A 26,894-nucleotide genomic window follows, 5' to 3' on the forward strand; every position below is an offset into this window, starting at 1 on the left:
GGTGTTAGTCTAGTATGGATATCTATGAAAGAATAAATGAATTGTACGACCGCAAACGCAAAATTGAACTTGGCGGCGGGGAAGCAAGGATCGATAAGCAACATGAAAAAGGCAAATTGACCGCTCGTGAACGGATTGAATTACTGGTGGACGAAGATTCATTTGTTGAATTGAACCCATTTGTTGAACACCGTACAGTGGATTTCGATATGGCTGAAGGTCCTGGGGAAGGTGTTGTTACAGGATACGGTAAAGTTGATGGCCGTCCAATCTATCTGTTTTCACAGGATTTCACTGTTTTTGGCGGAGCGTTGGGTGAAATGCACGCGATGAAAATCGCTAATGTCATGGACCTGGCCGCAAAAAATGGCGCTCCGTTTATCGGCTTGAATGATTCCGGCGGAGCGCGTATTCAGGAAGGCGTACTGTCACTTGATGGTTACGGCCAGATATTCTATCGCAATTCCATCTATTCCGGAGTCATTCCGCAAATTTCCGTGATTTTAGGCCCTTCTGCCGGCGGTGCGGTTTATTCGCCTGCCATTACCGATTTTGTATTTATGGTCGATAAAACAAGCCAGATGTTCATTACGGGACCAAAAGTGATTGAAACCGTAACCGGCGAAAAAATTTCATCTGAGGATCTTGGAGGATCACGTGTACATACTGCCATCAGCGGCAACGCCCATTTCCGGTCCGATTCGGAAGAAGAAGTATTGAAAATGGTGCGCCGCTTGATTGCTTATTTGCCTCAAAATAATCAGGAACTGCCGCCACGTCTTGAAACAGGTGAAGATGACGATTACCGTCCGGATCTTGCTGACGTCGTTCCTTACGAAGCCATCCGTCCATATGACGTGCGCAAAGTAGTGGAACAAGTGGTTGATAAAGACAGCTTCATGGAAGTTCAGCCGGAATTTGCCCGCAATATCGTTATAGGCCTAGCGCGTATTAAAGGAGAAACAGTCGGGCTTGTCTGTAACCAGCCGAAAGTCATGGCCGGCGGGTTGGATATCGATTCTTCAGATAAAGCGGCTCGGTTTATCCGTTTCTGTGATTCATTCAATATACCGTTGATTACTTTTGAAGACGTTACCGGTTTTTTCCCGGGCATTAAGCAGGAACATGGCGGCATTATCCGTCATGGCGCTAAAATTCTGTATGCTTATTCAGAAGCGACAGTGCCAAAAATGACTGTTATTTTACGCAAAGCGTACGGCGGAGCCTATGTGGCGCTCAACTCCAAATCAATTGGCGCCGATTTGGTTTATTCATGGCCGAATGCTGAAATAGCGGTTATGGGGCCACAAGGAGCTGCAAATATCATCTTCGCCCGCGAAATCGCGGCAAGTGATGATCCGGAAGCAACGCGCGCTGCCAAAATCGAAGAATATCGTGTGAAGTTTGCTAATCCCTATGTAGCCGCTGCCCGCGGTATGGTGGACGATGTCATTGATCCGCGTGAAACGCGCATCAAGCTGATTCAGGCTTTGGAAATGATGCGCCATAAGAAAGATTCGCGTCCGGCGAAGAAACATGGCAATATGCCGCTTTAAGGAAAGGATGAGGACCAAATGCAAAAAGAAAGATTATTGAACGAATTTCTGGAATTGGTTCAAATCGATTCCGAAACGAAAAATGAAGGCCATATTGCTGAGGTATTGAAAGTGAAACTGGAAGCAATGGGATTCCATATTGCAGAAGATGACTCTTCACAGCGCAATGGCCACGGGGCAAATAACTTGGTCGCAACTCTTCGGGGGGCGGCATCAAATGTGCCTGCCATCTATTTCACAGTGCATATGGATACAGTAGTGCCGGGCAATGGCGTAAAACCGCAAATTCGTGACGGCTATGTTTATTCCGACGGCACCACAATTCTTGGCGCAGATGACAAAGCTGGGATTGCTGCATTATTTGAAATGATCCGTTCCATCCAGGAAGAGCAAATTGAACATGGCGATATCCAACTGGTCATCACAGCGGGAGAAGAAAGCGGTCTGGCGGGTGCCAAGGAATTCGACTCTTCTCTTCTGTTCGCAAAATTCGGCTACGCAGTCGACAGCGACGGCAAAGTCGGAGGCATCGTGACTTCAGCTCCGAACCAGGCGAAACTGTGGACTACAATCTATGGTAAAACGGCACATGCCGGTGTAGCGCCTGAAAAAGGCGTTTCAGCCATCAATATCGCGGCTAAAGCTATCTCTTCAATGAAGCTGGGCCGCATCGATTCTGAAACGACAGCCAATATCGGCCGTTTCGAAGGCGGTAAAGCAACTAACATCGTTTGTGAAGAAGTGAATATCCTGTCGGAAGCACGCTCGATCCGGGAAGATAAGCTCGCTGCACAAACTGCTCATATGGAAAGTGTCTTTGAAGACACAGCGGAAAGCTTCGGCTGCACGGCTAAAACTGAAGTGAAATTGATGTATCCGGGTTTCCATTTTGAAGAAGATGAACCAGTAGTAGAAATTGCGAAACGGGCAGCTGAGAAAATTGGACGCCCATCACCGGTTTTGACAAGCGGTGGCGGAAGTGACGCCAATATTTTCAATGGCTTCGGAATTCCGACGGTCAATCTTTGTGTCGGATACGAAGAAATTCATACTAAAAATGAACGGATGCCGATTGAAGAACTGGAAAAACTGGCAGAACTGCTGGTCGAAATCATCAAGGAAACTGCAAGGGTTTAATTGTATATAGATAGAAGGAAGAGAGAACAGGATGTATGTTCTCTCTTTTTTTGTTAAAATAAAAGAAAATCAATTGGAGCGATTGCAATGGCTGGCCGAGTTATATTTCATATCGATATGAATAGTTTCTATGCCTCTGTCGAGCAGTCGCATGATCCTACATTAAAAGGAAAAGCCCTCGCCATAGCGGGAAATCCGAAGGAAAGGCGCGGCATCATCGTCACATGTTCGTACGAGGCAAGGGCACACGGCATTTATACGACGATGCAGGTGCATGAAGCCAAACGCAAATTTCCGGAATTGATTCTATTGCCGCCTAATTTCGAACGTTACCGTACTGCTTCAAAAGCGATGTTTGATATCCTTCGTTCCTATACTCTTCAGGTTGAACCAGTTTCGATAGATGAAGCTTATCTTGATGTAACGGATTTGCTTGATGAACGCAGCGCGCCGGGGTTGGCGGAAGAACTGCAGCAGCGCATCAAAGCGGAACTTGATCTGCCCTGCTCAATTGGCATCGCCCCAAATAAATTCTTGGCAAAAACAGCCTCGGATATGAAAAAACCGATGGGCGTCACGATTCTGCGCAAAAGAGATATTCAAAAAATGCTTTGGCCGCTGCCTGTAATTGAAATGCATGGAATCGGGGACAGTACGGCCGAAAAATTGAAGCGGCTCAGAATTTTGACAATAGGGGATCTGGCCACGGCAAATCCAGGTCTGATCAAAGAAAAAATGGGGAAAAACGGCATCAGGCTGCAGGCTCGCGCCAATGGCATCGACAGCCGCGAAGTGGATCCGGATTCGATATATGACACGAAAAGTGTCGGAACTTCCACGACTTTGCCCATCGACGAAACAGATGAAGAAAACTTGAAAAAGATCTTTCGGCAGTTAAGTGATAAAGTGGCCAAACGGCTTGAAGCGAAAGAATTGGCGGGTCCGACCGTTAGTATCCAGACCCGCAGTTCCGAATGGCAAAACCGCACACGCAGTGTTACTTTAAAAAATACTGTCTGGAAAGCGGATGATATTTACCGTAATGCCTGGGTTCTGTTTACGAAACATTGGAACGGGGAGCCGTTGCGCCTTGTCGGCGTTACGGTGTCGAATGTAGTGGATAAAGGTGAGATGACCGAACAGTTATCGTTGTTCAACTTTCAGGAACATGTAAAAGATGAACCGATTCTTGATCTGATGTCTAAGCTGGAAAAGAAATTCGGGAAATCCGTTTTATCGAAAGGCACCAAACTGAAAAAAACCAACTACGATTCAAAAACCAGTTTCAGTAAAGATTTCCTTGACGATCACGATAGAAAGTAGGTTATGTATGCAATTATTATTTTTGGGAACTGGAGCAGGCATGCCGTCGAAACAACGCAATACTTCAGCATTGGCGCTGAAGCTCTTGGAGGAAAGAGGCGCTGTCTGGCTGTTCGATTGCGGGGAAGCGACGCAGCATCAAATTCTTCACACCACATTAAAACCCCGTAAGATAGAAAAGATTTTTATCACGCATCTTCATGGTGATCATATTTATGGATTGCCAGGTCTTCTTGGGTCCCGCTCGTTCCAAGGCGGCGATGAACCAGTGGAAATATATGGTCCCCCGGGGATAAAAGAGTTTGTGGAAAGTGTTCTCCGCATCAGCAGAACGCATCTCAATTACACGATTCTTTTCATCGAAAAATTGGAAGGGGTTATTTTCGAAGATGAATTAGTGAAGGTCACAACTGCAAAACTTGATCATGTGATACCTTCCTACGGATTCAGAATCGAACAAAAACCGCTGCCGCCGAAATTGGTGATTGACCGTGCCCGTGAAATGGGGGTGCCTAAAGGTCCGTTGCTGGCAAAACTGAAAAGTGGGGAAGATGTTACTTTGGATGACGGTTCCATCATAAAAAGTGTGGATGTCACAGAACCTGGGCAACAAGGCTTTATCATTACCATTCTTGGCGATACCCGTTTTTGCCAGTCTGCAATCGAACTCGGTCAAAATGCGGATGTGCTGGTCCATGAAGGGACTTTTGACTCCAGCACAGAAAAATTGGCTGGTGAGTATGGGCACTCAACGATCAAAGAAGCGGCAGAGACAGCGAAACAGGCAAGGGCTGCCACCTTGATCGTCAATCATATGAGCTCCCGATTCCTTCCGGAAGACGAAAAGCAGCTGGTGAAAGAAATGCGCAATGTACATGAACAATCCTATATTGCACATGATTTCGATGAATTTGAATGGAAGATCCATGAGCGGCGTTTGAAAAAACTATAAACGAAAAGTTTGAAGTCTTCTATGATTAGAGGACTTCTTTTTTTTTAAGGGAAGAGAAAAACACGAGAATAAATGTAAATACATAATAAACAATAAAGATTTGTAGGAATTATTACCAGTTCAAATAAAAATTAATTCATTATTTTGGATAATATGAATTATTTTCAGCTAAATAATAGAACAAACGTTCGCTTTGTGATAAAATAACCTTACAGCTGTATGAGGGCGGTTTGGCCATTCCCCAGGAAAGGGGGTGGTGATATGACGGTTTACGAATCATTCGGATTGGTCTTTACGAGCATCGGGCTGACGATCAGCGGCTTGAGCCTGATCATTTCAATGATTTTAGTCACAAATAAAAAAAAATAACCGTCCCATGTGGCGTGGAATGACGGTTATTTAATGCCTTGAATTCCAGCCAACCGCTCTAAAATCGCGGCATACAGCTGGCCGAATGCGAAAGCATTCGGTTTTTTGCGTTATATTAATTATACTAAATCTACTCTATTTTGCAACTGACTTACACCCATCCCCGTTTATAAGGCACAGGAGCTTCTATTTCAGCCCCAAGCTCCTTCGATGCGCGGTAAGGCCAATAAGGATCGCGGAGCAGTTCGCGGGCAAGGAATACCATATCCGCCCGGTCATTCTGAAGAATTTCTTCAGCTTGCAACGGACTGGTGATCAAACCGACTGCCCCAGTTGAAATAGCTGCCCCTTGCCTGATAGTCTCAGCAAATTTCACCTGATACCCAGGATAGACTGGAATTTGGGCCGGCACTAGAGCGCCGGAACTGACATCGATCAGATCGACACCTTGCTGTTTCATCCAGCTCGCCATTTCAAGATACAGTTCAGGGGTCATGCCGCCGTCTGTATAATCGTGGGCTGAAATTCGGACAAACAGTGGTTTGTGCCATACCTCATTGACGGCATCGATAATTTCCCTGAGAATCCGGTACCGGTTTTCCGCACTGCCTCCATATTCATCCCTCCGCTTATTAGTCAGTGGTGATAGAAACTCGTTAATCAGATAACCGTGGGCTGCGTGCAGTTCTATACAATCGAAACCGGCTTGATCTGAACGGATGGCTCCCAGTTTAAAAGCTTCAACGGTTTCTGCAATTTCCTGTTTTGTCATTTCGGCAGGAGTTTTGTAATTTTCATTAAAGGGAAGGGCAGAGGGGGCTTGAATTTCACCTTCGACTGTCGCTTTTCTCCCGGCATGCGCCAATTGGATGCCAGTCTTGGCGCCGGAAATTTTTATCAGGCGGACTAGTTCTGATAGTCCGTCAATATGTTCGTCATCCCATATACCGAGGTCGCGGGCAGAAATGCGGCCTTGCGGCTGTACTGCGGTTGCTTCAAGAATAATGAGCCCGGAGCCGCCGATAGCGCGTGTCGGGTAATGGATGCGATGCCAGTCCGTGACGCGGCCATCCTCTTTGTCGCTTTCATACATGCACATGGGTGCCATTACGATTCTGTTTTTAAAAGTCACATTTTTTATAGTCAATGGTTCAAAAAGTTTTGCCATGAATAATCCTCCTTCATACATAAACTTAGTATACCCGAAGAATTATTTGAATTCTTTTCCAAGCTCCCGGGAACGGGCAGCCGCAGCGCTGACACATTGTTCCACGATGTCCTTGAAATTGTTTTCGGCCAGCGAGTCAAGCCCTGCCGCCGTCGTGCCGTTCGGGCTGGTCACTTTCCGTCGCAATTCCGCAAAATCTTCCTGCTGCATCATCTCTGCAGCACCCAGGAAAGTCTGTCGAACCAATTTCTTTGAATCTGCTGCTGACAGTCCGTTTGCGACGCCAGCTTCACGCATGGCTTCCGCAAAATAATAAAGATATGCAGGTCCGCTTCCCGCTACGCCAGTCAGCGCGTGCAATTGCTCTTCTTCAACAACGGTGACGCTGCCGATTGATGATAGCAAATTACGAAGTTCATGCTGCTGTTCTTTCGTCACATATTTACTCCAAGCGACTCCGGTGGCGGACTTCCCGACCTGTGCAGAGGTATTTGGCATAGCACGTGCCACAGGGAAGTTGCCGACATGTCGCTGGATCGTGTCAATGGAGACCCCAGCAGCTACAGAAACAATCACGGTATTGCCTGTCAATTTCTTCTTGATGCCGCCAAGCGCAGCTGCAACATCTTTCGGCTTCATCGCCAAAAGAATAAAATTCGCATCTTTTAATTCTGTTTTATCTTCATCAACAATATTAACGCCGTATTCGTCATGAAGAAATTCCAGCCGCTCATAATCTGATCGGTTCATTACCGAAATTTCCTCGGGTTTCATTATCCGTTTATTGATCCACCCATGAATCATGGATTCAGCCATTGATCCGGCTCCTACACATACAATTTTCATCTTGCTCCACTTCCTTTTCTCAAAATAAAAAGCGCAATCATCCCTGTTCATCAAGGACGAAAACGCTGTGTTTCCGCGGTACCACCTAGCTTTGTCAATTAAGACACCACTCGATATCCTTAACGCGGATCTACGGCCGTGTTTCCACGGCAGCTCAAAAGCAGGTTCAAAAAGGGAGCGGGAGGTGCGCATTTCAGCTTCAGCGGCACTCTCTTTACACCATCACCTTTTTTACTGATCTTTATCATCGCTCACATATGTATATCAATTATACGGACACCTATTTTGAATGTCAAATAGCGATCCAGGGTGACGGAAAACACAATTAACGGTATGATAGGTGAATACTCATTCATTTTTAAGGGGAGATCTATTGTGAATATAAATGACCATCTACATAAAATTATTATACCGACGCCGTTTGCTGTCGGTGACGTAAATTCCTATCTATTGAAAGGAGATGCGTTGACTCTGGTCGATGCGGGCCCTAAAACGCCTGAAGCATGGGAAGCGCTTAAATTCGGTTTGAATGAAGCAGGCTTCCGTCCGGAAGATGTGGAACAAGTGGTTCTGACACATCACCACCCAGACCATGCAGGCTGGATCGATGGATTTGAAAATGCGAAATTGTTTGGTCATCCTTATAATGACCTTTGGCTTAGAAGAGATCAGGCATTTTTTGATTTTCACGATGCTTTCTATCTTGAACGACTAAAAGAAGAGGGCGTACCGGAAGATCAGCTTTTCTGGATCAAACGCATGAAGCGCCCGCTCAGCCTGATGGGCAGCCGGCCTCTTGATATGACAATCAACGAAGGCGACGTTTTGCCGGGCCATCCTGGCTGGGAAGTCATGGAAACATTAGGCCACGCGCAGAGCCATCTATCTTTCTGGAATAAAGAAAGTGGTGAAATGATTGGCGGAGACCATGTAATCGCAAAAGTTTCATCAAACCCTTTGATCGAACCGCCGCTTGATCCTTCGATGGGCAGACCTAAATCGCTGCTGCAATATAACGCTTCGTTGGCACGTCTATTAAAAATGCCTGTAGATGTGATATACAGCGGCCACGGGGAAGAAGTGCGAAACAGCCATGAATTGATCTCTGAACGTCTCGCGAAACAACATGAGCGGGCGATGAAAGTTTTGGGTATGATCGGTGACAGTGAAAAAACGGTTTACGATTTGACTGTAGAATTATTTCCGCGGGCATACGAGAAAGAGTTGGGGCTGACCCTGTCAGAAACAATCGGTCAAATCGATTATCTGCTGGAAGATGGACTGATTACAGAACGGATGGATGAGAAAGGAATCTTCCATTATAAAGAAACCTAAATTTACTGCTAATTGTTTTTATTGCAACTATTTGTTTCAGGGTGTAAAATAAACGCGTCAGTAACTAAGTTTTTGCCATCACGATTAACAGGAAAAGGAATGAATCAATTTGAAAAAATGGGGTTTATTATTAGCGGGAATGTTGTTCTTGTCAGCGTGTTCAGAAGAAGAAGCGAAACCTGCTGAAACTGAAGAAAAAGAAGAAGCGGCAGCAGAGCAGGAACAAGTTGAAATGACGGAAAGCGGGTTTATCACCCAGATCCGTAATGATAAAGTACTGGTCAATAATATTTATTTCGCTGTGGATGAAGAAGTGACAGTAGAGTCTGCAGATAGTTCTGAGAGCACTGAAGCTGTTTTGAGTGACATCCGTACTGGCATGAAAGTGGATATCGTTTATAACGGACCGCTTGAACAAGCCTTTCCGTTACAAGCTGAAGCTGCCAGCATCACAATTTTGAACGATGCTGAATCGGTTAAACAATCCGAGGCATTACAGGCCTACATCAATAAAGAGCAAGTTGCCAGCCTCCTTATTCTTGGACAGCCGATTGTAAGGGACAACGAAATCGGGTTCCTGTTCAACAATATGGATACAGGTAAAATGCAGGAAGTCCGCATCGACTTGGATACACATGAATATACAGAAGGCAACAAAGAAGAAGCGGAAACAGAAGACGCAAGCTAAAAGCAGTACGGTGGAACCGGATTCCACCGTACTTTTTTTGTGTACATTTTTAGACGTTACCACTTGCATGAAATTTTCATGCGTGTTATTGTATGTATATTAATTTTAATTAATGTATAAAAATACAAAGGTGGTTTTTCTATTGAATAAGAAAATTGTTCTTGCCTATTCAGGCGGACTTGATACATCGGTGGCCATTCCGTGGCTTAAATCAGAAGGCTACGATGTAGTGGCAGTATGCCTGGACATCGGAGAAGGCAAAGATCTTGAATTTATTAAACAAAAAGCGCTTCAGGTGGGAGCGGTTGAAAGTTATATGGTGGATGCGAGAGATGAATTCGCGGATAATTATGCATTAATATCCATGCAGGCTCATACGCTGTATGAAGGGAAATATCCGCTTGTATCGGCATTGTCTCGTCCATTGATATCGAAGAAGCTGGTTGAAATCGCTGAACAATGCGGCGCGACAGCAGTTGCACACGGCTGCACAGGAAAAGGAAATGACCAGGTGCGTTTCGAAGTATCAATCAAGTCCCTGAACCCGGCGCTTGAAGTTGTGGCTCCTGTCAGACAATGGGGCTGGTCGCGTGATGAAGAAATCGCTTATGCAAAGCAGCATGATGTGCCGATACCGGTGAATCTGGACAGCCCGTTTTCAATCGATATGAATCTATGGGGCCGTGCCAATGAATGCGGCATCCTTGAAGATCCCTGGGCGACACCGCCGGCAGATGCCTATGAATTGACGAACGCATTGGAAGACACGCCGGATACACCGGACATCGTCGAAATTGAATTCGTGAAAGGTGTACCGGTTAAACTCGACGGCATTGCCTATTCATTCAAGGAATTGATATTCGAATTAAATCATTTGGCAGGGAAGCATGGCGTCGGACGCATCGACCATGTGGAGAACCGTCTTGTCGGCATCAAATCCCGTGAAATTTATGAAGCACCAGCAGCCATGACATTGATTGCCGCGCATAAAGAGCTGGAAGATATCACTCTTGTAAAAGAAATGGCGCATTTCAAACCGGTCATCGAGAAGAAAATGACGGAACTAATTTATGAAGGCTTATGGTTCTCGCCGCTGCGCACAGCGCTTGAAGCATTCTTGAAAGAAACACAGGAATTCGTCAACGGCACAGTACGTGTCAAATTATTCAAAGGGCATTCAATTGTTGAAGGGCGCAAGTCTCCGAATTCATTGTACAGCGAGCAATTGGCGACATATTCTACCGACGACACATTCAATCACCAGTCAGCAGTCGGCTTTATTGAATTATGGGGCCTTCCGACAGTCGTCAATGCAATGGTCAATAAAAAACCAGTGCCTGTAACGGAACAGGTAAAAGAAGAGGTGAAATCATGACCAAGCTCTGGGGCGGCCGTTTTCAAAAATCGGCCGAACAATGGGTTGATGAGTTCGGCGCTTCGATCGGATTTGACCAAAAGCTGGTGATGGAAGATATCGAAGGGAGCAAGGCGCATGTCAAAATGCTTGGCACCTGCGGAATTCTGACGGATGATGAAACGTCATTGATCCTTTCCGGACTTGAAACGCTAAAACAAAAAGCGGATGCCGGCGAACTTGAATACAGTTCAGCCAATGAAGATATCCATTTGAACCTTGAAAAATTCCTGATTGATGAAATCGGGCCAGTCGGCGGCAAACTCCATACCGGAAGAAGCCGCAATGATCAAGTAGCGACCGATATGCATCTATACCTGAAGAATCGTGTAGGTGAAATAATCAGAGCAGTCGATAATTTCCAGCAGGCCATTTTGGAGCAGGCGGAAAGCCATGTTGAAACGATAGTCCCTGGCTACACACATTTACAGCGTGCGCAGCCGATATCGTTCGGCCATCATCTGATGACTTATTTCTGGATGCTGCAGCGCGACAAAGAGCGGTTGAAGGAATCCTTGAAACGAATTGATGTGTCGCCGCTTGGAGCGGGGGCAATGTCGGGCACGACCTTTCCGATTGATCGGGAACTGGCTGCGGAACATCTGGGTTTTGCGGACGTTTATGCAAACAGCATCGACGCGGTCAGTGATCGGGATTTCATCGTCGAGTTCCTGTCGAACGCTTCAATGATGATGATGCACATGTCCCGTTTCGCGGAAGAAATAATTCTTTGGTCAAGTGAGGAATTCCGATTTATCGAGCTGGATGATGCGTTCTCGACAGGTTCGAGCATTATGCCGCAGAAGAAAAATCCGGATATGGCTGAGTTGATCCGCGGCAAGACTGGACGCGTTTACGGCAATCTATTCGGTTTATTGACTACATTAAAAGGGCTGCCGCTGGCCTATAATAAAGATATGCAGGAAGATAAGGAAGGAATGTTTGATACAGTTCATACGCTTATGGGATCATTGCCGATATTTGAAGGAATGGTCCGCACCATGACCGTGCGTACGGATTCCATGGAAAAGGCAGTATCAGCAGATTTTTCCAATGCCACTGAACTGGCCGATTATCTTGCTGCGAAAGGAATGCCTTTCAGGGAAGCGCATGACGTCACGGGCAAATTGGTGTTTACATGCATTCAGCGCGGATATTATTTGAAAGATCTGCCGTTGGAAGACATGAAAGCAGCGAGCCCGTTGATCGGTGAAGACATTTATGAAACGCTCAAACCGCGCACGGCTGTTGAACGCCGAGATTCGTTGGGCGGAACTGGGTTTGGCCAGGTGCGCCGCCAATTGGAACTGGCAAAGACGCTGGTTAAGGTATAAAACAGACAGGAAACTCATAAGGAGCCAATGCAGAAAAATTTTGCATTGGCTTTTTTCTATTTGATCTCCACCGGAAGGCTGATTTATTTCATTTTACGAAATACTTCTCCTATTTTATCGAAACATTTGATAAACTTAAAAAGTTCGATACATACAATAAATTACAGCAAGGGGAAGACTGGAATGCGCGTATTTTTGGAGTTGAGCTGGTTTTTTAAAGAAAGGAAGAAACAATACGCCATCGGCATTTTTCTGTTGATGATTGTGGCGCTGCTCGGTGTACTGCCGCCGCGCATCATAGGGTTTGTGGTGGATGAAATCAGCAAAGGCACTTTGACACCCGCTTATCTGATGAAATGGCTGGGTATTCTTGCCGCATCTGCACTGATTATGTACGTGCTGCGCTATGCATGGCGCTTGATGATCTTCGGTTCATCGATTATTTTAGCGCGCAATCTGCGGCGGCAGCTGTTTCACCATTTCACACAAATGTCACCGTCTTTCTATCAGAAAAGACGTGTGGGCGACTTGATGGCACATGCCACCAATGATTTACAGGCTGTGCAGATGACGGCCGGCGCAGGAGTTTTGACGCTTTTTGACTCACTGGCAACTGGCGGATTCGTCATTGCGGCGATGGCCATCACCATTGATTGGAAGCTGACATTGATTGTCTTAATTCCTCTGCCATTGATGGCTTACCTGACAAATTATTACGGCAGGCTGATGCATCTTCGTTTCCACGATGCACAGGCGGCATTTTCGGGGTTGAATGACAAGACCCAGGAAAGTATCTCCGGAATGAAAGTGATCAAAACTTTTGGACAGGAAAAAGAGGACGTTGAAGATTTCCGCGCCCTTTCGAAACGGGTAGTGGATGAAAACATCCGTGTCGCCCGGGTCGATTCTTTATTCGATCCGACTATATCAGCTATTATTGGCATCTGTTATTTTCTAGCCATCGGATTTGGTTCTTATTTCGTGACGAATGGTGATATGACAATAGGAGATCTAATTGCTTTTACTGCATATCTGGGATTATTGGTATGGCCGATGCTTGCATTCGGATGGCTTTTCAATATTGTGGAGCGGGGCCGTGCTTCTTATGACCGGATTCGGAATCTGCTTGCGGAACCGGTGGACATAGATGACCGGAAAGGCGCACTCGATATCCATCCGGAAGGGGATATCGTTTTCGACCTCGAAGAATTCAAATTTACAGATGATGACCGGGCGGCGCTTCGGGATGTCCGCTTTAAGTTGAAGCGTGGAGAAACGCTGGGCATTGTCGGCAAAACCGGATCCGGCAAATCGGCTATTCTGCGGCTGTTGCTGAGGGAATTTGAAAATTACAGCGGCGAAATTCTTTTCGGCGGACGCTCCATCAACGATTATAAGAAGAAAAAGCTGAGAGAGGCGATCGGTTATGTTCCTCAGGATCATTTCCTGTTCTCGACAACGGTCGCTGGCAATATCGCATTCGCGAGACCTGAAGCGACTGAAGAGGAAATCCATCAGGCGGCACAGCTGGCTCATATCCATCAAGACATTTTAAACTTTACAGAAGGCTATAATACTGTAGTCGGCGAACGGGGTGTGTCGTTATCGGGCGGACAGAAACAGCGGATTTCGATTGCGCGTGCTTTGATGATGGGGCCGGAATTACTCATTCTGGATGATTCATTGTCAGCGGTAGACGCTAAAACGGAAGAAGCGATTCTGGAATCACTGAAACGGACGCGTACTGGCGAAACGACAATCATTACCTCCCACCGGCTAAGTGCCATTCAGCACGCTCATCAAATAGTAGTCATGGAAGCCGGCACAGTGGCGGAAATCGGTTCCCATGATGAATTGATGGAGAAAAAAGGGATTTATTTTGAAATGTATGAGCTGCAGCAACTTGAGGCACTCGTCGAGCAGGGAGGCGAGACGCAATGAATGAAAAACAAAAAGAATTGACCGGCAGAGATCAATGGGTGGTATTCAAACGCCTGCTCGTTTATTTGATTCCCCATAAAAAAATGCTGTCCGTTGCCATGTTGCTGCTGGTATTGACAGTACTTGGCGATGTGCTTGGACCGTTGATCATCAAAACCTTCATCGATGGCTATTTGACTCCGGGCAATTTCCCGACAGGTCCGGTAACCGGCTTGGCGCTTGGTTATTTATTCATCCAGGTTTCAAATGTCATCATCAGTTATTTTCAATTGCTGAAATTCCAGGAGGCGGCGCTTAAAATCATTCAGCAAATGCGCATCGACGTCTTTACAAAAGTGCAGAGCCTCGGGATGCGTTATTTCGATAAGACACCAGCGGGGGGCATTGTTTCCCGGGTCACGAATGATACAGAAGCGATAAAAGAAATGTTCGTTACCGTACTCATTGGCTTTATTCAGAGCATATTCCTGATTATCGGTGTATACATTGCCATGTTCTTCCTGAATGTGCGACTGGCATTGATCACGTTGATCCTGTTGCCGATCCTATTTTGGATCATGTACATCTACCGGAAATACAGCTCGATTTTCTACCAGGATCTGCGTGAGCGGCTCGGTCAGCTGAACGCTAAAATTTCCGAGTCGGTGCAGGGAATGGGCATGATCCAGGCTTTCAGCCAGGAACGCCGGATGCAGGATGAATTCAATGAAATCAATGAAAAACACTGGAATGCCGGAAAACGAAATATTAAAATTGACGGCTTGTTGCTGCGGCCAGCGATTGACCTGGTTTATACACTGGCGTTGATTATGCTGCTCAGTTATTTCGGCATCACATCATTCAATTCAACCATTGAAGTCGGGGTCATTTATGCATTTGTCACCTATATAGACCGATTCTTTGAACCGATCAATCAAGTCATGCAGCGTTTGTCGATTTTCCAGCAGGCGATTGTAGCTGCGTCTCGTGTCTTCGATTTATTAGATGAAAAGGACGAAGCACCAGCTCAAAAAGAGGCGGCAGCTGAGATTACAGAAGGCCGCATCGAATTCAGGAATGTCAGCTTTTCCTATGACGGCCAGGCGGAAGTTTTGAAGAATATCTCGTTTACAGCCGAACCCGGGAAGACTGTCGCTCTTGTGGGGCATACGGGAAGCGGAAAAAGTTCAATCATCAATTTATTGATGCGATTTTATGAATATGAAAAAGGGGACATCCTGATAGACGGCGTCAACGTGAAGAATTACCGTTCAAGCGAACTGCGCAGAAAAATGGGACTCGTCCTGCAAGATCCGTTTTTATTTTATGGAACGATTGAAAGCAATATACGGCTCTATAATCCGGATATGCCGTTTTCTGAAATCCGTGCAGCTACTGAATTTGTGCAAGCCGATAAATTCATTGCACAATTGCCGGATGGCTATGACCATAAAGTGACGGAGAGAGGTTCCACATTCTCGAGCGGCCAGCGCCAGCTGCTGGCTTTTGCCAGAACAATGGCAGCTGATCCGAAGATTCTTGTGCTGGATGAAGCAACAGCCAATATTGATACGGAAACGGAAGTCGCCATTCAGACGAGCCTTGAAAGGATGCGGAAGGGCAGGACCACTATTGCAATCGCTCATAGACTAAGCACAATTCAGGATGCGGAACTGATTCTCGTTATGCATCAGGGGGAAATTGTCGAACGCGGAACCCACCAGCAGCTGTTGGCAGCGCGGGGACTCTATCATAAAATGTACCTGCTTCAAAACGGCATTGTGGAAAACGTCAGTAAGTAAAAAGCGAATACGATCATTGGAGGATCCCATGAAGAAAATCATTCCGGTTGTATTGCTGATTGTCTTTATATTTTGCGGAACGGCTCAGGCTTTGTCCTGGGCATATCCTTTTGTGGTTTGGGACGGAAGACTTTATGAAGTATTAGAAGCAGAGCAGGTGCCTGCAAGTGATATTGCTGAACCAATAGGCAGAGTGGCGACAATGGCGGATGATATGTCAGGCGCATACAACGGCAACGCTTCGAATTATTACCCAAGCGGCACTGTCTATTATGCTATTAACGGAAAAGATCTTGCGAAAACAATCGCAGTGGAAGTGGAAAATGAATATTTAGAAGCCGTCTACCGGCAAAAACCGGAGTTTCACTTTATGAATCTTTTATTGGATTATCGTATTTTAATGATTCTTGTCCTCGTGATTATGGCATGCGTTATCTATATTGCCAGGCATAAAACAAGAGGAAATTAAAGAAACTGGAGTTACGGACAGGAGAGAAAGAATTTCATCTTTCTCTCCTGTTTTTTCTATATAATAGAAGAAACTTTTAATAAATAATTGATTCTGTTGTATAACCGTTGTTCCGCTAAGCTCATTCACAAAGAGTTCACAGGCAAAAGGGCAGTTTTCTGTGGACAAATTTGATAAGATGGGAAGAGCATAATGAAGGAGTGGAAACAGTGGCAAGTGACATTAACCTTTTCCTGGCCTTTGGGGCAGGATTCCTCAGCTTCATTTCACCATGCACATTGCCTTTATATCCGGCATTTTTATCCTATATTACCGGCATGTCGCTTGATGAAATCAAAAACGACAAGAAAGTCATGCAGCGCAGGGGCATGTTCCATACGCTTTTCTTCCTGCTTGGATTTTCAACGATTTTTATCGCACTCGGCTTCAGCACATCGTTCTTCTATGAATGGTTTATCCGCTATGATGAATTGATCCGCCAAGTTGGCGCCATTTTCATCGTTATATTCGGTCTAATGATCGTCGGCGTATTCCAGCCGAAATTCCTGATGGCAGATAAGAAGTTTTCATTTAAGAACCGTCCATCCGGTTTTCTCGGAACTTTTATCATCGGTTTGGCGTTTGCCGCTGGCTGGACACCTTGTACGGGACCGATAACGGCAGCCATTTACACGTTGGCCGCAGCAAATCCAGGTTCAGGTGTCTGGTATATGCTTGCATATGTTCTCGGTTTTGCGATTCCGTTCTTCGTTCTTTCGTTCTTCGTAACCCGCCTCGGCTGGCTGCGCAAGCACAATAACACGATTATGAAAGTCGGCGGATTCATCATGATTGCAGTCGGAATTTTGCTGTTCTTTGATGGAATGACTTACCTAATCCGTATTTTGAGCCCAATTTTCGGGGATTTCCAGGGCTTCTAATTGATCTTAAAGCAGGTGAAAACAATGAAAACCATCAATTACATGAATGAATACCGGCAATTAGTCAGCAGTAAAGAATCTTTTTTGTTGTTTGTCAAAACCGATAATTGTTCTGTCTGTGAAGGGCTGCGTCCGAAAATTAATGAGTTTAAGGAGGGATTGAATGTTTGAACAGATCCCTCCGGTAGTTTACTTGGCGATTACAACCGTTGGAGCGGTCTTTATGGGGATTTTTGCAATCTTTGTAAGGTCTCGCTCAGCCAAGAAACCGGCTTCCGTGAAAAAAATTCTATTGCCGCCGTTATTTATGTCTACAGGTGCATTGATGTTCATCTTTCCTTTCTTCCGGGTAGCGCCACCGCAAATTGCTGAAGCGCTGGCCGCCGGCATCCTTTTTTCGGTGGTTTTAATTTGGACATCGAAATTTGAAGAAAGAGAAGGAGAAATCTATTTAAAGCAATCGAAAGCATTTATCTTCATTTTAATCGGATTATTGCTGGTCCGTTTGCTTGCTAAAGTGATTCTCAGCTCCACCATTGATATCGGTGAATTGGCCGGCATGTTCTGGATCCTGGCATTCGGGATGATTATTCCTTGGCGTGTGGCTATGTATCTGCAATTTAAAAAACTGGCAGAAAAAAATAAAAGCGCAGTACCCGGTTGATGGGTACTGCGTTTTTGTTTATCACTTTTCCTTATTGCTCAAAATAATGTTCATACGGTGCGACATCGATATTGAGCTCGTCCAACTTTTTACGCAAAAATTTATGGTCGCGTTTTGGCGTCGCCTGGATATAGCCTCTGATAATATGTTCATGCTCCATTTTTGAAACTTTTTCTTCCAACAGGATCTGTCCGATTCTGCCTGCTATTTTTTGTTTGGCAACTGGCCGAAACAAGTCGGGTACAGGCTGTACCAATTCATTCAATAATTCTTTTTCACGGTCTCCCCATAAATGGATGGTTTTGCCGACATAATATTCTTCCCAATTCAAATCCGACAGTCCGTCTTTTTTTGGAATGGATTTCAGGAACTTCCTGAACATAAAATACCCGCCAATCGCGAATAAACCGACAAGGACCACTACCCAAAACAGGATGAACCATAAAAACCAACCTTCTAATGCCACGATATTCACCTCATACCTTCCGATATCTCCATTATAAGAGCTAAATAAAAAAAATTCATTAAAAATGTATCCCTTTTTATCCTAACTGTCTATATAGCGGGTGAGAGGAGGTGAGACAAAATGGCAAACAGCGACTTCAAAAAGGCGAGCATCCGCCTGACATTCGATAATGGTTTTGATGCACTCGGCAAACCGAGGAAGAAAGTGAAAGCGTACCACAATGTATCAGATACGGCATCAGCAACCGGAATTTTCGAATCAGCCCGTGTACTGACGGAATTCGGAAGCAAACCGCTGATGGATTTGGAAAAGCAGTCTAACCTTTCGATCTACGCATAATTACACTAGGGGGGAATAGGAAATGGCAAAAACATTGGAATTGATTTTTGAAACAGGCGCCGGCAAAGATGTGGTGCTTTCTGTTGAAGAACCGAGAGAAGACCTGACGGCTCTGGAACTCGCGGCTGGCATGCAGACGATCATCACGCAAAACATCTTTGAGGTTGAAGGCTCGCCATTTGCAATCGCCAAAGGTGCACGGGTAGTTGAACGAAACATCGTCGACTACGAAGTATAAGAACTGGAGCCCTCCTGAAATGGAGGGCTTTTTAACTTATAGCTGAAAGAGAGGAGGAGAAAGAATGGAAGATTGGATGCGATTGATCCAGGAAGTGGGCTTTCCGATTTTTGTATCGTTTTATCTGATGCACCGGGTGGAAACCAAACTTGTGGCGATACATGAAGCATTGATCGCCATCAGGCTATGATTTCACAAATTCGTGACAAAGGCTGCTTGATGTGAGTTGTCTAGACCGCGTTCTTCATTTAAGATGAAGGCAGTATGTATTGTGGAGGCGGCACGATGAAGAAAATAATGGCATTTGCGGTAATCAGTTTTGTGTTGCTGCTGGCAGCTTGCGGCAATTCCGCAATCGAAGATTTTGAGCACACCGACCAGCGAGGAGAACAAGTCACACTTGAGAGCCTTAAAGGAACCCCTTGGCTGTCCACTTTTGTTTTTACAAATTGTACGACGGTATGTCCGCCTATGACTTTCAATATGGCAAGCATCCAGGAAGAATTGGCGGCACAGGGAATAGATGAATATAAAATTATTGCTTTTTCAGTAGATCCTGCCATAGATAAACCTGATGTGCTGGCAGATTATCTCAATAAATTCAATGTGCCGGATGAATCGAAATGGCATCTTTTGACCGGTTATTCGCAAGACTATATCGCTGAATATGCCAAAGATAACTTTCAGTCTTTTGTAAAAAATGACCCTTCAAGTGATCAGGTTGTGCATGGCACCAGTTTTTATTTAATGGACAAAAACGGCGAGGTGGCGCATAACTACGACGGTTATGGAGATGTTCCTGTCGAAGAAATTGTTGGGGATTTAAAAGAGTTATTGGATGAAAGCGAATAAAATAAAAGGCTCATTCCTACTATGGAATGAGTCTTTTATGCGTATTAAAGCTGTTGTTTCTTTAATAGATCCCGAATTTCGACAAGCAATTCTTCTTTTTTGTCCAGTTCAGGTACAACTTCCTCATCCGGCATTTCTTCCTTGCGACGGAATTTCATGAACAGGCGGATGACCATAAAAATAGAAAAAGAAATAATTAAGAAATCCAGCACCGACTGTAAAAAAGCACCGTATTTCAGCGTTGCATCGCCGACTTGATATACAGCTTCCGCAATGCTGAACCCACCCAGCAGCAATCCCACTGCAGGCATGATCAAATCCTCCACCAGCGATGTCACGATCTTACCGAATGCAGCGCCGATCACAACAGCGATCGCTAAATCCAATACATTGCCTTTTAAAGCAAATGCTTTAAAATCATTCCACATTTGATTCACCTCCGTATATTACTTTACATTTAGAAATCGGGAAAAGATAGTACTTGTGGCGACAGAACTAAGGAGCTTTTTATGCTAAACTAGAGAAAATAAGCAGTTGGGCGTGAAGAAATGAAAAAGAAAAAAAGAAAACTGAAAAAAGGCGGCATGCTGAAGATTCTCTTTCTGATCACTTTATTGCCGGCACTTTTGGTCAGTTTTACATTATTCGTCATCGTGTATTATTTTTTTAATCCTGATACGGTAATGACAGCCCTTAAGGAGACTCCAAATATATTCAGGGAAATGCAAGTTCCAGAAGAATATATCCCATTGTATAAAGAAACAGCTGAAGAATACGGAATTCCTTGGACCTTGCTGGCAGCGCATCATCGTGTTGAAACAAGATTTTCCACTATGGATCCTTTATTGTCGCCGGTTGGTGCCGAAGGGCATATGCAGTTCATGCCATGCACTTTCGTGGGATGGAGCCATCCAACCTGTTCAGGACTGGGGCAGGGGGAAATACCAGAGGATGAGAAAACGGATCCTGAGGTTATAAAATCATTTGGAGGTTATGGGATTGACGGCAACGAAGACGGAGTGGCAGATCCTTATGACCTGACGGATGCCCTTTATAGCGCAGCGAATTATTTGTCTAAAAACGGGGCAGCAGACGGTGAATTGGAAAAAGCGATTTTCCAATATAACCACAGCGATGAATATGTAGAAGAGATTTTGTATTATTACAATTTGTATAATGAAGAATTTGCTGAATAGAAAAAGAGCGGACAAGTTGTCCGCTCTTTTTTTTCTTATTTAATTATGCGCGATTGCGTCTGTTTTTGCCCATTGAACCAAGAATCAGGCTCAATACGAATACTAGAACCAAAGCACCGATCAATGCAGGAATGATGTAAACATCCCAGATTTCAGGTCCCCAGTCTCCAAGCAACAGGCTGCCTAGCCATGCGCCGATAATACCTGCGATAATGTTGCCGATGATACCACCTGGAATATCTTTACCTAAAATAAGTCCTGCTAGCCAACCGATGATACCGCCCATGATTAGAAATAAAATGAATCCCATCGTGTTCCAACTCCTTTTTTAGTAGTTATGATTGCTACACTACTGATATAACCTCATTCGGGAATTTTAAAACATCGACTAGGAAAATTTTATAAAACCTGTGCGCCTAAGGTATTGGCAAAATGCCGCAAAGCCCAGTTATGGCCCTCTTGGTCAAAGCTTGCTACCGCGTCTTGATAGATTGAAATCGCAAAGCCTTTATTATATGCATCGACTGCCGTGTGGAGGACGCAAATATCAGTACACACGCCGACAATGTGAATTTCTTCAATTTTTCTTTCACGCAGCAGGATCTCAAGATTGGTTCCCGCAAAGGCACTGTAACGAGTTTTATCCATCCAAAGTATTTTATCTTTGTTCGCTTCATACAGCGAGCTCAATTGCCCATAAAGATTTCTGCCTTCTGTTCCTCTTATATTATGGGGAGGGAATAGTTTATGCTCGGGATGCAGTGTATCGTCTTCTTCATGCAAGTCCACTGGAAAAACGATAAAATCATCGTTCTCCAAAAATTTTTCGGTTAACGCGCATATAGCGTTTTCAATTAACTGACCAGGCTTGCCGCAAGTCAATTTTCCGTCATCAGCCACAAAGTCGACTGTGTAATCCACAACCAGCAACGCTTTTTTCATCCTGATTCCTCCAGTCTCTATTTTCTTCTATCTAACCATAATGAAATGAAATTAGAAAGAGCAAGGCTATTGATAATAGACAGAATATTCGATATAATAAAGAGAAAAGAAAGGGTGAAACCGCATGCAATATGAAAACGTCGAACGTTTGAATAGGCAAGGGATGTGGTTTGTTGTCATCCACACGATCATCGTCTTCAACTTGGCGCTGAATTTCGGGTTCTTTTCTTAAGCAGACAGGCAGGTTAAGCAAAAGTGTCATTCACAAGTGAAGAAGCCGGCGAAGGAATATCCTTTGCCGGCTTCTTCATTTTTGCTGTGTAATATTATTTCTTTAATCGTTGCAGGGAATCTTTTAGAATACGGGACGCTGAATCGAGAGATACTCCCAAAATTCCCTGGATTTCTTCCAGGTTTTTTTGTTCTGCCGAGTAAAGATAATGGACATAGGCAAACCGGATATCCCCCGAACGCATTGGCATGCCGATAAAGGAGGACAGGGCTTCTGTGTAATCGGAAAGTGAACCCATCTGGAACATTGTGTATTCATTATTTACCTTGGATGAAAGAAGGTAAGGAGTTCCTCGGAAAATCGCGCGCTCAATTCCCTCGAGAAGAACAGCAATTTCTTTTCCGGTAAAGTCGATTCGGCTCATATAACCATCTTTCTTTTCGAAGGCAAGAGTCAGTTTATGGCCTTTGTCTTCAAAATGGCTGATGTCTATCCCAGCCATATCTCGAAGCCGAAGCCCTCGAAGGTAGAGGATGTAAAGAATTTTTGCGTTCAACGAAAGTTGTTCGGTATCGAGCACTGCATCTTTTTTCGCCAGCAGCTGCGCATAATCGAGGTGAATATCCGGCGGAGTCAGATCGAGTTTCTCCGAGTATTTGAATTTTGGCATAAAATCAACCGGAATCCGGCCGATTCGCCACATATAATCGAACCATTGGCGGATAAAAATGATTTTTCTATTTAATGTACTGTCCTTGATGCCGGTTTTTCGCTGTTCATGGAGAAAATTTTGTATGTCAACCGGCCGTATTTCATGTGGTTCCACCGATTTTTTATAAGATCTGGCAAGGAAAGCGAGAAGGGAATGGATCAATTGGACTTCGTGGACTACCGTATTCGGGCTGATGCCGTTTTCCAAACGATATTTTTCATAACCATAAGGCATGCTGCTCACCTCTGCATCTTTTATTTACTGAAAATTATACCATATTTAGAAGCGAAGGGAACGTGCTTTCCCGTAGGGGCAAAGGAAGGGGAGATTTGAGATTAGAGTAGATATTAGTGCAGGAACTTATTTAAATAATATTTTCCCTTGAATACTTTGATACATAAGGGTTTATCATAAAATTCAAAAGAAGTCGACAAGAAAATTAAATTCGCTCATAATTAACATTGAAAAGATGTAAGAAAAGATTGAGTTGACCGTCAATTAATAGGGTATGCAATGAGTAGGGCTGGCTATAAAAGCTGAAAGGGGAGAAAAAATGTATAAAGAGGAGAATGAGGCAATTCGCAGACGCATTTTTAATGTGATGGAAGGCCTTTCTGACGAGAAATTGAATGAGAAGCCGGCTGAAGGCAAATGGTCTCCTATGCAGATACTGGATCATCTTCAATTAATGGAAAATGTCATTGCTAAAAATATATCAAAAGAGCTGGAACGGGACGCCAGCAAAAAAGCTGTTAAAAAGCCCATTCAACTGACAGTCAGCAGGGCGATAAAAGTAGATGCACCGTCCTTTACAGTCCCATCGGAAGATTATATCAGACTTGATGAAATGAAAGAGAAATTAAGGGCATCACGGGAACGATTAAATAATGTGTATGACAATGCTTCTAAAGATTCATTAAAATCGAAGTCTTTGCCACATCCAGTGTTTGGAAACGTTCCGCTTGAACAATGGTTTCCATTTGTTGGCCTGCATGAGAAAAGACATTTTAAACAGCTTGAAAACACCTTAAGAGAAATTGATGAGAAACAAAAACAGTAATTAGAAAAACTTATCACATTCCATAATTTTAATGTAATTTACTTATGCATCGGTTTTCGTTATGATGGAAGAGGAGAAAAGAAGCTATTTAAAGCCTTTTCAGAGAATCAAAGGAGGAACACGACATGGCAAAAAGCAGTTTGCACAACAGCCGCACTTCTTTTGAGCTAAACGGCAAAACGTATAATTATTACCGTCTGGCTGCACTTGAAGAAGCAGGAATCGCGAAAGTATCACGCCTTCCTTACTCAGTAAAAGTTCTATTGGAATCCGTATTGCGTCAGCATGACGGATATGTGATCAAAGATGAGCACGTTGAAGAATTGGCGAAATGGGGCAAGAATGCCAATAAAGAAGCGGAAGTTCCATTCAAACCTTCCCGCGTAATTTTGCAGGATTTCACGGGTGTGCCGGTAGTAGTCGACTTGGCAGCATTGCGCTCAGCAATGTCTAAACTTGGTGGAGATCCAGATAAGATCAACCCTGAAATTCCGGTTGACCTTGTAATTGACCACTCTGTACAAGTAGATAACTACGGTTCCCAAGATGCGCTTCGCATCAACATGGAATTGGAATTCGACCGCAACGCGGAGCGTTACCAATTCCTTAACTGGGCTCAAAAAGCTTATGACAACTATCGTGCGGTTCCACCTGCTACAGGTATCGTTCACCAAGTTAACCTTGAGTACTTGGCGAATGTTGTCCATGCAGTTGAAAACGCTGATGGAACATTCGAAGCTTTCCCTGATACATTGGTGGGAACTGATTCCCACACGACAATGATCAACGGAATCGGCGTTCTTGGATGGGGAGTTGGCGGCATCGAGGCGGAAGCCGGTATGCTTGGACAACCATCTTATTTCCCAATTCCTGAAGTTATCGGTGTGAAAATGACTGGAGAATTGCCAAACGGTGCAACTGCTACTGACTTGGCGCTTAAAGTCACTGAAACATTGCGTAAAAAAGGTGTTGTAGGTAAATTCGTCGAGTTCTTCGGCACAGGTGTAACAACATTGCCGCTTGCTGACCGTGCGACAATTGCTAACATGGCTCCTGAATACGGCGCAACTTGCGGTTTCTTCCCAGTTGATGAAGAAGCATTGAACTATATGCGTCTGACTGCCCGTACAGAAGAGCAAATTGCAATCACTAAAGAATACTTAAAAGCGAACGACATGTTCTTCACTGTTGAAAACGAAGATCCGATCTACACGGACCTTGTTGAAATCAACCTTTCTGAAATCGAACCAAACCTTGCAGGACCAAAACGTCCACAAGATTTGATTCCGTTGTCTGCTATGAAAACTGAATTCAATAAAGCTGTAACAGCGCCTGAAGGGCCGCATGGCTTTGCGCTTGATGAAGCTGAAATCGCTAAAACAGCAACTGTAAACTTCAAAGACGGACGCTCCGTTGAAATGAAGACTGGTTCTTTGGCAATTGCAGCAATTACATCTTGTACAAATACATCAAACCCATACGTAATGCTTGGCGCGGGACTTGTAGCGAAAAAAGCCGTTGAAAGAGGCTTGACTCCTCCTGCTTACGTTAAAACTTCCCTTGCACCAGGTTCAAAAGTAGTTACTGGGTACTTGCAGGATTCTGGTTTATTGGATTACATGAACCAAATCGGCTTCAACCTTGTAGGTTACGGCTGTACAACATGTATCGGTAACTCAGGCCCGTTGCTTCCTGAAATCGAAGATGCGATTTTGGACAATGACTTGCTTGTTTCTTCAGTACTTTCCGGTAACCGTAACTTTGAAGGGCGCATCCACCCATTGGTAAAAGCGAACTACCTTGCATCACCAATGCTGGTAGTAGCTTATGCTCTTGCTGGAACAGTGGATATCGATTTCGAAGTTGATCCAATCGGACAGGACCAAGATGGAAATGATGTCTTCTTTAAAGATATCTGGCCATCAACAAGTGAAATCAAGGAAGCTGTTCACAACACAGTTACACCTGAATTGTTCCGTAAAGAATATGAGCATGTATTCAGCGAGAACGAAGCATGGAACGCAATCGAAACAAACGACGATGCACTTTATGATTTCGATGACAATTCAACTTATATCCAAAACCCGCCGTTCTTTGAAAACATGTCAACAGAACCGGCGCCAATCCAGCCATTGGCTGACTTGCGCGTAGTTGCAAAATTTGCTGACTCGATTACAACTGACCACATCTCACCAGCCGGTGCGATCGGTAAAGATACTCCTGCGGGCAAATACTTGCGTGAAAACGGCGTGGAACCACGCAACTTCAACTCTTATGGTTCTCGACGCGGCAACCATGAAGTTATGATGCGCGGAACATTCGCCAACATCCGTATCCGTAACCAGGTAGCTCCAGGAACAACTGGCGGTTACACTACTTACTGGCCAACGGGTGAAACGATGGCTATCTATGATGCAGCCATGAAATACCAGGAACAAGGCACTGGCCTTGCTATCTTGACAGGCAAAGACTACGGCATGGGCTCTTCTCGTGACTGGGCAGCAAAAGGTACCTTCCTATTGGGCATCAAAACTGTCATCGCGGAAAGCTACGAGCGTATTCACCGTTCGAACCTTGTCATGATGGGCGTTCTGCCGCTTCAATTCTTGAACGGCCAAAACGCAGAATCACTGGGTCTTACTGGCCGCGAGTCAATCTCAGTAAACTTGACGGATGATGTTAAACCACGCGACATCCTTAAAGTTACTGCAACTGCTGAAGACGGCAAAGTGACAGAGTTCGATGTCCTTGCACGCTTCGATTCTGAAGTTGAAGTTGATTACTACCGTCACGGCGGTATCCTGCAAATGGTGCTTCGCAACAAATTGTTGGAAGTATAGAAAAGCGGAAACGGCCGTTGGAGTCTTGACATCAACAAAACAGAATAATATCTAAAGGCTGCCCTCGGGCAGCCTTTTCTCTTAGAATTTTAAAAGCAGTTTCTGTATACTGACATAGAG

28 protein-coding genes and 1 other annotated feature are annotated in these 26,894 nt (G+C 44.6%); of the genes, 21 read left to right on the top strand and 7 right to left on the bottom strand.

Annotation, left to right across the window (positions count from 1 at the left end):
* Window positions 1-14 precede the first annotated feature (14 nt).
* From AC2Q9J_RS08440 to rnz, 4 genes are all read left to right on the top strand, one after another.
* Window positions 15-1,556 carry an acyl-CoA carboxylase subunit beta gene (locus AC2Q9J_RS08440; protein ID WP_499038937.1) on the top strand — a complete coding sequence of 514 codons (1,542 nt, stop codon included), beginning with the start codon at window positions 15-17 and terminating at the stop codon, window positions 1,554-1,556.
* An 18-nt stretch (window positions 1,557-1,574) separates the two neighbouring features.
* The gene (locus tag AC2Q9J_RS08445) at window positions 1,575-2,693 is read left to right on the top strand and encodes a M20/M25/M40 family metallo-hydrolase (protein WP_499038939.1); all 1,119 of its coding nucleotides are present in this window, start codon (window positions 1,575-1,577) and stop codon (window positions 2,691-2,693) included.
* A gap of 87 nt (window positions 2,694-2,780) precedes the next feature.
* On the top strand, window positions 2,781-4,016 hold the full coding sequence (locus AC2Q9J_RS08450) for a DNA polymerase IV (protein ID WP_499038941.1): 1,236 nt from the start codon (window positions 2,781-2,783) through the stop codon (window positions 4,014-4,016).
* A gap of 7 nt (window positions 4,017-4,023) precedes the next feature.
* Window positions 4,024-4,968, top strand: coding sequence for a ribonuclease Z (gene rnz / locus AC2Q9J_RS08455; protein ID WP_499038942.1), 945 nt, complete (start codon window positions 4,024-4,026; stop codon window positions 4,966-4,968).
* 520 nt (window positions 4,969-5,488) lie between these two features.
* Here rnz and namA read toward each other — a convergent pair.
* Entirely contained in the window at window positions 5,489-6,505 is a 1,017-nt protein-coding gene (namA, locus tag AC2Q9J_RS08460) for an NADPH dehydrogenase NamA (protein ID WP_499038944.1), read from the bottom strand.
* A 42-nt stretch (window positions 6,506-6,547) separates the two neighbouring features.
* Entirely contained in the window at window positions 6,548-7,351 is an 804-nt protein-coding gene (proC, locus tag AC2Q9J_RS08465; protein ID WP_499038946.1) for a pyrroline-5-carboxylate reductase, read from the bottom strand.
* A 49-nt stretch (window positions 7,352-7,400) separates the two neighbouring features.
* Window positions 7,401-7,608 (bottom strand) — a binding site (T-box leader).
* Between the two features lie 76 nt (window positions 7,609-7,684).
* Between proC and AC2Q9J_RS08470 the strand changes: the two genes are divergently transcribed.
* The 10 genes from AC2Q9J_RS08470 to AC2Q9J_RS08515 all read left to right on the top strand — a co-directional run bounded on the left by AC2Q9J_RS08470 (window position 7,685) and on the right by AC2Q9J_RS08515 (window position 17,897).
* Window positions 7,685-8,686 carry an MBL fold metallo-hydrolase gene (locus tag AC2Q9J_RS08470; protein WP_499039134.1) on the top strand — a complete coding sequence of 334 codons (1,002 nt, stop codon included), beginning with the start codon at window positions 7,685-7,687 and terminating at the stop codon, window positions 8,684-8,686.
* Between the two features lie 109 nt (window positions 8,687-8,795).
* Window positions 8,796-9,374, top strand: a complete 579-nt coding sequence (locus AC2Q9J_RS08475) for a DUF3221 domain-containing protein (protein ID WP_499038947.1) — start codon at window positions 8,796-8,798, stop codon at window positions 9,372-9,374.
* A 112-nt stretch (window positions 9,375-9,486) separates the two neighbouring features.
* Complete coding sequence (locus AC2Q9J_RS08480; protein ID WP_499038949.1) at window positions 9,487-10,749, top strand: argininosuccinate synthase; 1,263 nt, start codon at window positions 9,487-9,489, stop codon at window positions 10,747-10,749.
* Entirely contained in the window at window positions 10,746-12,122 is a 1,377-nt protein-coding gene (argH, locus tag AC2Q9J_RS08485; protein ID WP_499038950.1) for an argininosuccinate lyase, read from the top strand. The genes AC2Q9J_RS08480 and argH overlap by 4 nt, the downstream gene beginning before the upstream one ends.
* A gap of 183 nt (window positions 12,123-12,305) precedes the next feature.
* Entirely contained in the window at window positions 12,306-14,063 is a 1,758-nt protein-coding gene (locus AC2Q9J_RS08490; RefSeq protein ID WP_499038951.1) for an ABC transporter transmembrane domain-containing protein, read from the top strand.
* Window positions 14,060-15,844, top strand: a complete 1,785-nt coding sequence (locus AC2Q9J_RS08495) for an ABC transporter ATP-binding protein (protein WP_499038953.1) — start codon at window positions 14,060-14,062, stop codon at window positions 15,842-15,844. The genes AC2Q9J_RS08490 and AC2Q9J_RS08495 overlap by 4 nt, the downstream gene beginning before the upstream one ends.
* 28 nt (window positions 15,845-15,872) lie before the next feature.
* Window positions 15,873-16,313 (top strand): hypothetical protein, encoded by a 441-nt coding sequence (locus tag AC2Q9J_RS08500; RefSeq protein WP_499038954.1) that lies wholly within the window; start codon window positions 15,873-15,875, stop codon window positions 16,311-16,313.
* Window positions 16,314-16,522: 209 nt separating this feature from the next.
* Window positions 16,523-17,233 (top strand): cytochrome c biogenesis CcdA family protein, encoded by a 711-nt coding sequence (locus AC2Q9J_RS08505; protein ID WP_499038956.1) that lies wholly within the window; start codon window positions 16,523-16,525, stop codon window positions 17,231-17,233.
* A gap of 24 nt (window positions 17,234-17,257) precedes the next feature.
* Complete coding sequence (locus tag AC2Q9J_RS08510) at window positions 17,258-17,404, top strand: hypothetical protein (protein WP_499038957.1); 147 nt, start codon at window positions 17,258-17,260, stop codon at window positions 17,402-17,404.
* Complete coding sequence (locus tag AC2Q9J_RS08515) at window positions 17,397-17,897, top strand: CcdC family protein (protein ID WP_499038959.1); 501 nt, start codon at window positions 17,397-17,399, stop codon at window positions 17,895-17,897. The genes AC2Q9J_RS08510 and AC2Q9J_RS08515 overlap by 8 nt, the downstream gene beginning before the upstream one ends.
* A 31-nt stretch (window positions 17,898-17,928) precedes the next feature.
* On the opposite strand, the gene AC2Q9J_RS08520 is transcribed toward AC2Q9J_RS08515, so the two are convergent.
* On the bottom strand, window positions 17,929-18,363 hold the full coding sequence (locus AC2Q9J_RS08520) for a DUF2621 family protein (protein WP_499038961.1): 435 nt from the start codon (window positions 18,361-18,363) through the stop codon (window positions 17,929-17,931).
* Between the two features lie 120 nt (window positions 18,364-18,483).
* Here AC2Q9J_RS08520 and AC2Q9J_RS08525 point away from each other — a divergent pair, with 120 nt between their 5' ends.
* The 4 genes from AC2Q9J_RS08525 (at window position 18,484) to AC2Q9J_RS08540 (ending at window position 19,792) form a co-directional block, all read left to right on the top strand.
* On the top strand, window positions 18,484-18,702 hold the full coding sequence (locus AC2Q9J_RS08525; RefSeq protein WP_499038962.1) for a DUF1659 domain-containing protein: 219 nt from the start codon (window positions 18,484-18,486) through the stop codon (window positions 18,700-18,702).
* Between the two features lie 22 nt (window positions 18,703-18,724).
* Window positions 18,725-18,940 carry a DUF2922 domain-containing protein gene (locus AC2Q9J_RS08530; RefSeq protein ID WP_499038964.1) on the top strand — a complete coding sequence of 72 codons (216 nt, stop codon included), beginning with the start codon at window positions 18,725-18,727 and terminating at the stop codon, window positions 18,938-18,940.
* Window positions 18,941-19,004: 64 nt separating this feature from the next.
* Window positions 19,005-19,130 carry a YvrJ family protein gene (locus AC2Q9J_RS08535; protein WP_084245964.1) on the top strand — a complete coding sequence of 42 codons (126 nt, stop codon included), beginning with the start codon at window positions 19,005-19,007 and terminating at the stop codon, window positions 19,128-19,130.
* A 95-nt stretch (window positions 19,131-19,225) separates the two neighbouring features.
* Window positions 19,226-19,792, top strand: coding sequence for an SCO family protein (locus AC2Q9J_RS08540; RefSeq protein ID WP_499038965.1), 567 nt, complete (start codon window positions 19,226-19,228; stop codon window positions 19,790-19,792).
* A gap of 44 nt (window positions 19,793-19,836) precedes the next feature.
* On the opposite strand, the gene mscL is transcribed toward AC2Q9J_RS08540, so the two are convergent.
* A complete protein-coding gene (gene mscL, locus AC2Q9J_RS08545) occupies window positions 19,837-20,220 on the bottom strand; it encodes a large conductance mechanosensitive channel protein MscL (protein WP_499038967.1) in 384 nt (127 codons plus the stop codon).
* 120 nt (window positions 20,221-20,340) lie between these two features.
* Between mscL and AC2Q9J_RS08550 the strand changes: the two genes are divergently transcribed.
* Entirely contained in the window at window positions 20,341-20,988 is a 648-nt protein-coding gene (locus AC2Q9J_RS08550) for a lytic transglycosylase domain-containing protein (protein ID WP_499038969.1), read from the top strand.
* Between the two features lie 43 nt (window positions 20,989-21,031).
* Here the strand turns inward: AC2Q9J_RS08550 and AC2Q9J_RS08555 are convergent, their stop codons facing one another.
* From AC2Q9J_RS08555 to AC2Q9J_RS08565, 3 genes are all read right to left on the bottom strand, one after another.
* A complete protein-coding gene (locus AC2Q9J_RS08555; protein WP_499038970.1) occupies window positions 21,032-21,298 on the bottom strand; it encodes a GlsB/YeaQ/YmgE family stress response membrane protein in 267 nt (88 codons plus the stop codon).
* 89 nt (window positions 21,299-21,387) lie between these two features.
* On the bottom strand, window positions 21,388-21,930 hold the full coding sequence (locus AC2Q9J_RS08560; RefSeq protein ID WP_499038972.1) for a cysteine hydrolase family protein: 543 nt from the start codon (window positions 21,928-21,930) through the stop codon (window positions 21,388-21,390).
* A gap of 326 nt (window positions 21,931-22,256) precedes the next feature.
* The gene (locus tag AC2Q9J_RS08565; protein ID WP_499038974.1) at window positions 22,257-23,108 is read right to left on the bottom strand and encodes a site-specific integrase; all 852 of its coding nucleotides are present in this window, start codon (window positions 23,106-23,108) and stop codon (window positions 22,257-22,259) included.
* Between the two features lie 319 nt (window positions 23,109-23,427).
* Here AC2Q9J_RS08565 and AC2Q9J_RS08570 point away from each other — a divergent pair, with 319 nt between their 5' ends.
* Entirely contained in the window at window positions 23,428-23,934 is a 507-nt protein-coding gene (locus AC2Q9J_RS08570; protein WP_499038976.1) for a DinB family protein, read from the top strand.
* Between the two features lie 125 nt (window positions 23,935-24,059).
* Window positions 24,060-26,774: an aconitate hydratase AcnA gene (gene acnA, locus AC2Q9J_RS08575; RefSeq protein WP_499038978.1), complete on the top strand. Its 2,715-nt coding sequence runs from the start codon at window positions 24,060-24,062 to the stop codon at window positions 26,772-26,774.
* Window positions 26,775-26,894: the final 120 nt, after the last annotated feature.

The organism is Planococcus sp. RAB007_Raresut, assembly GCF_057369535.1.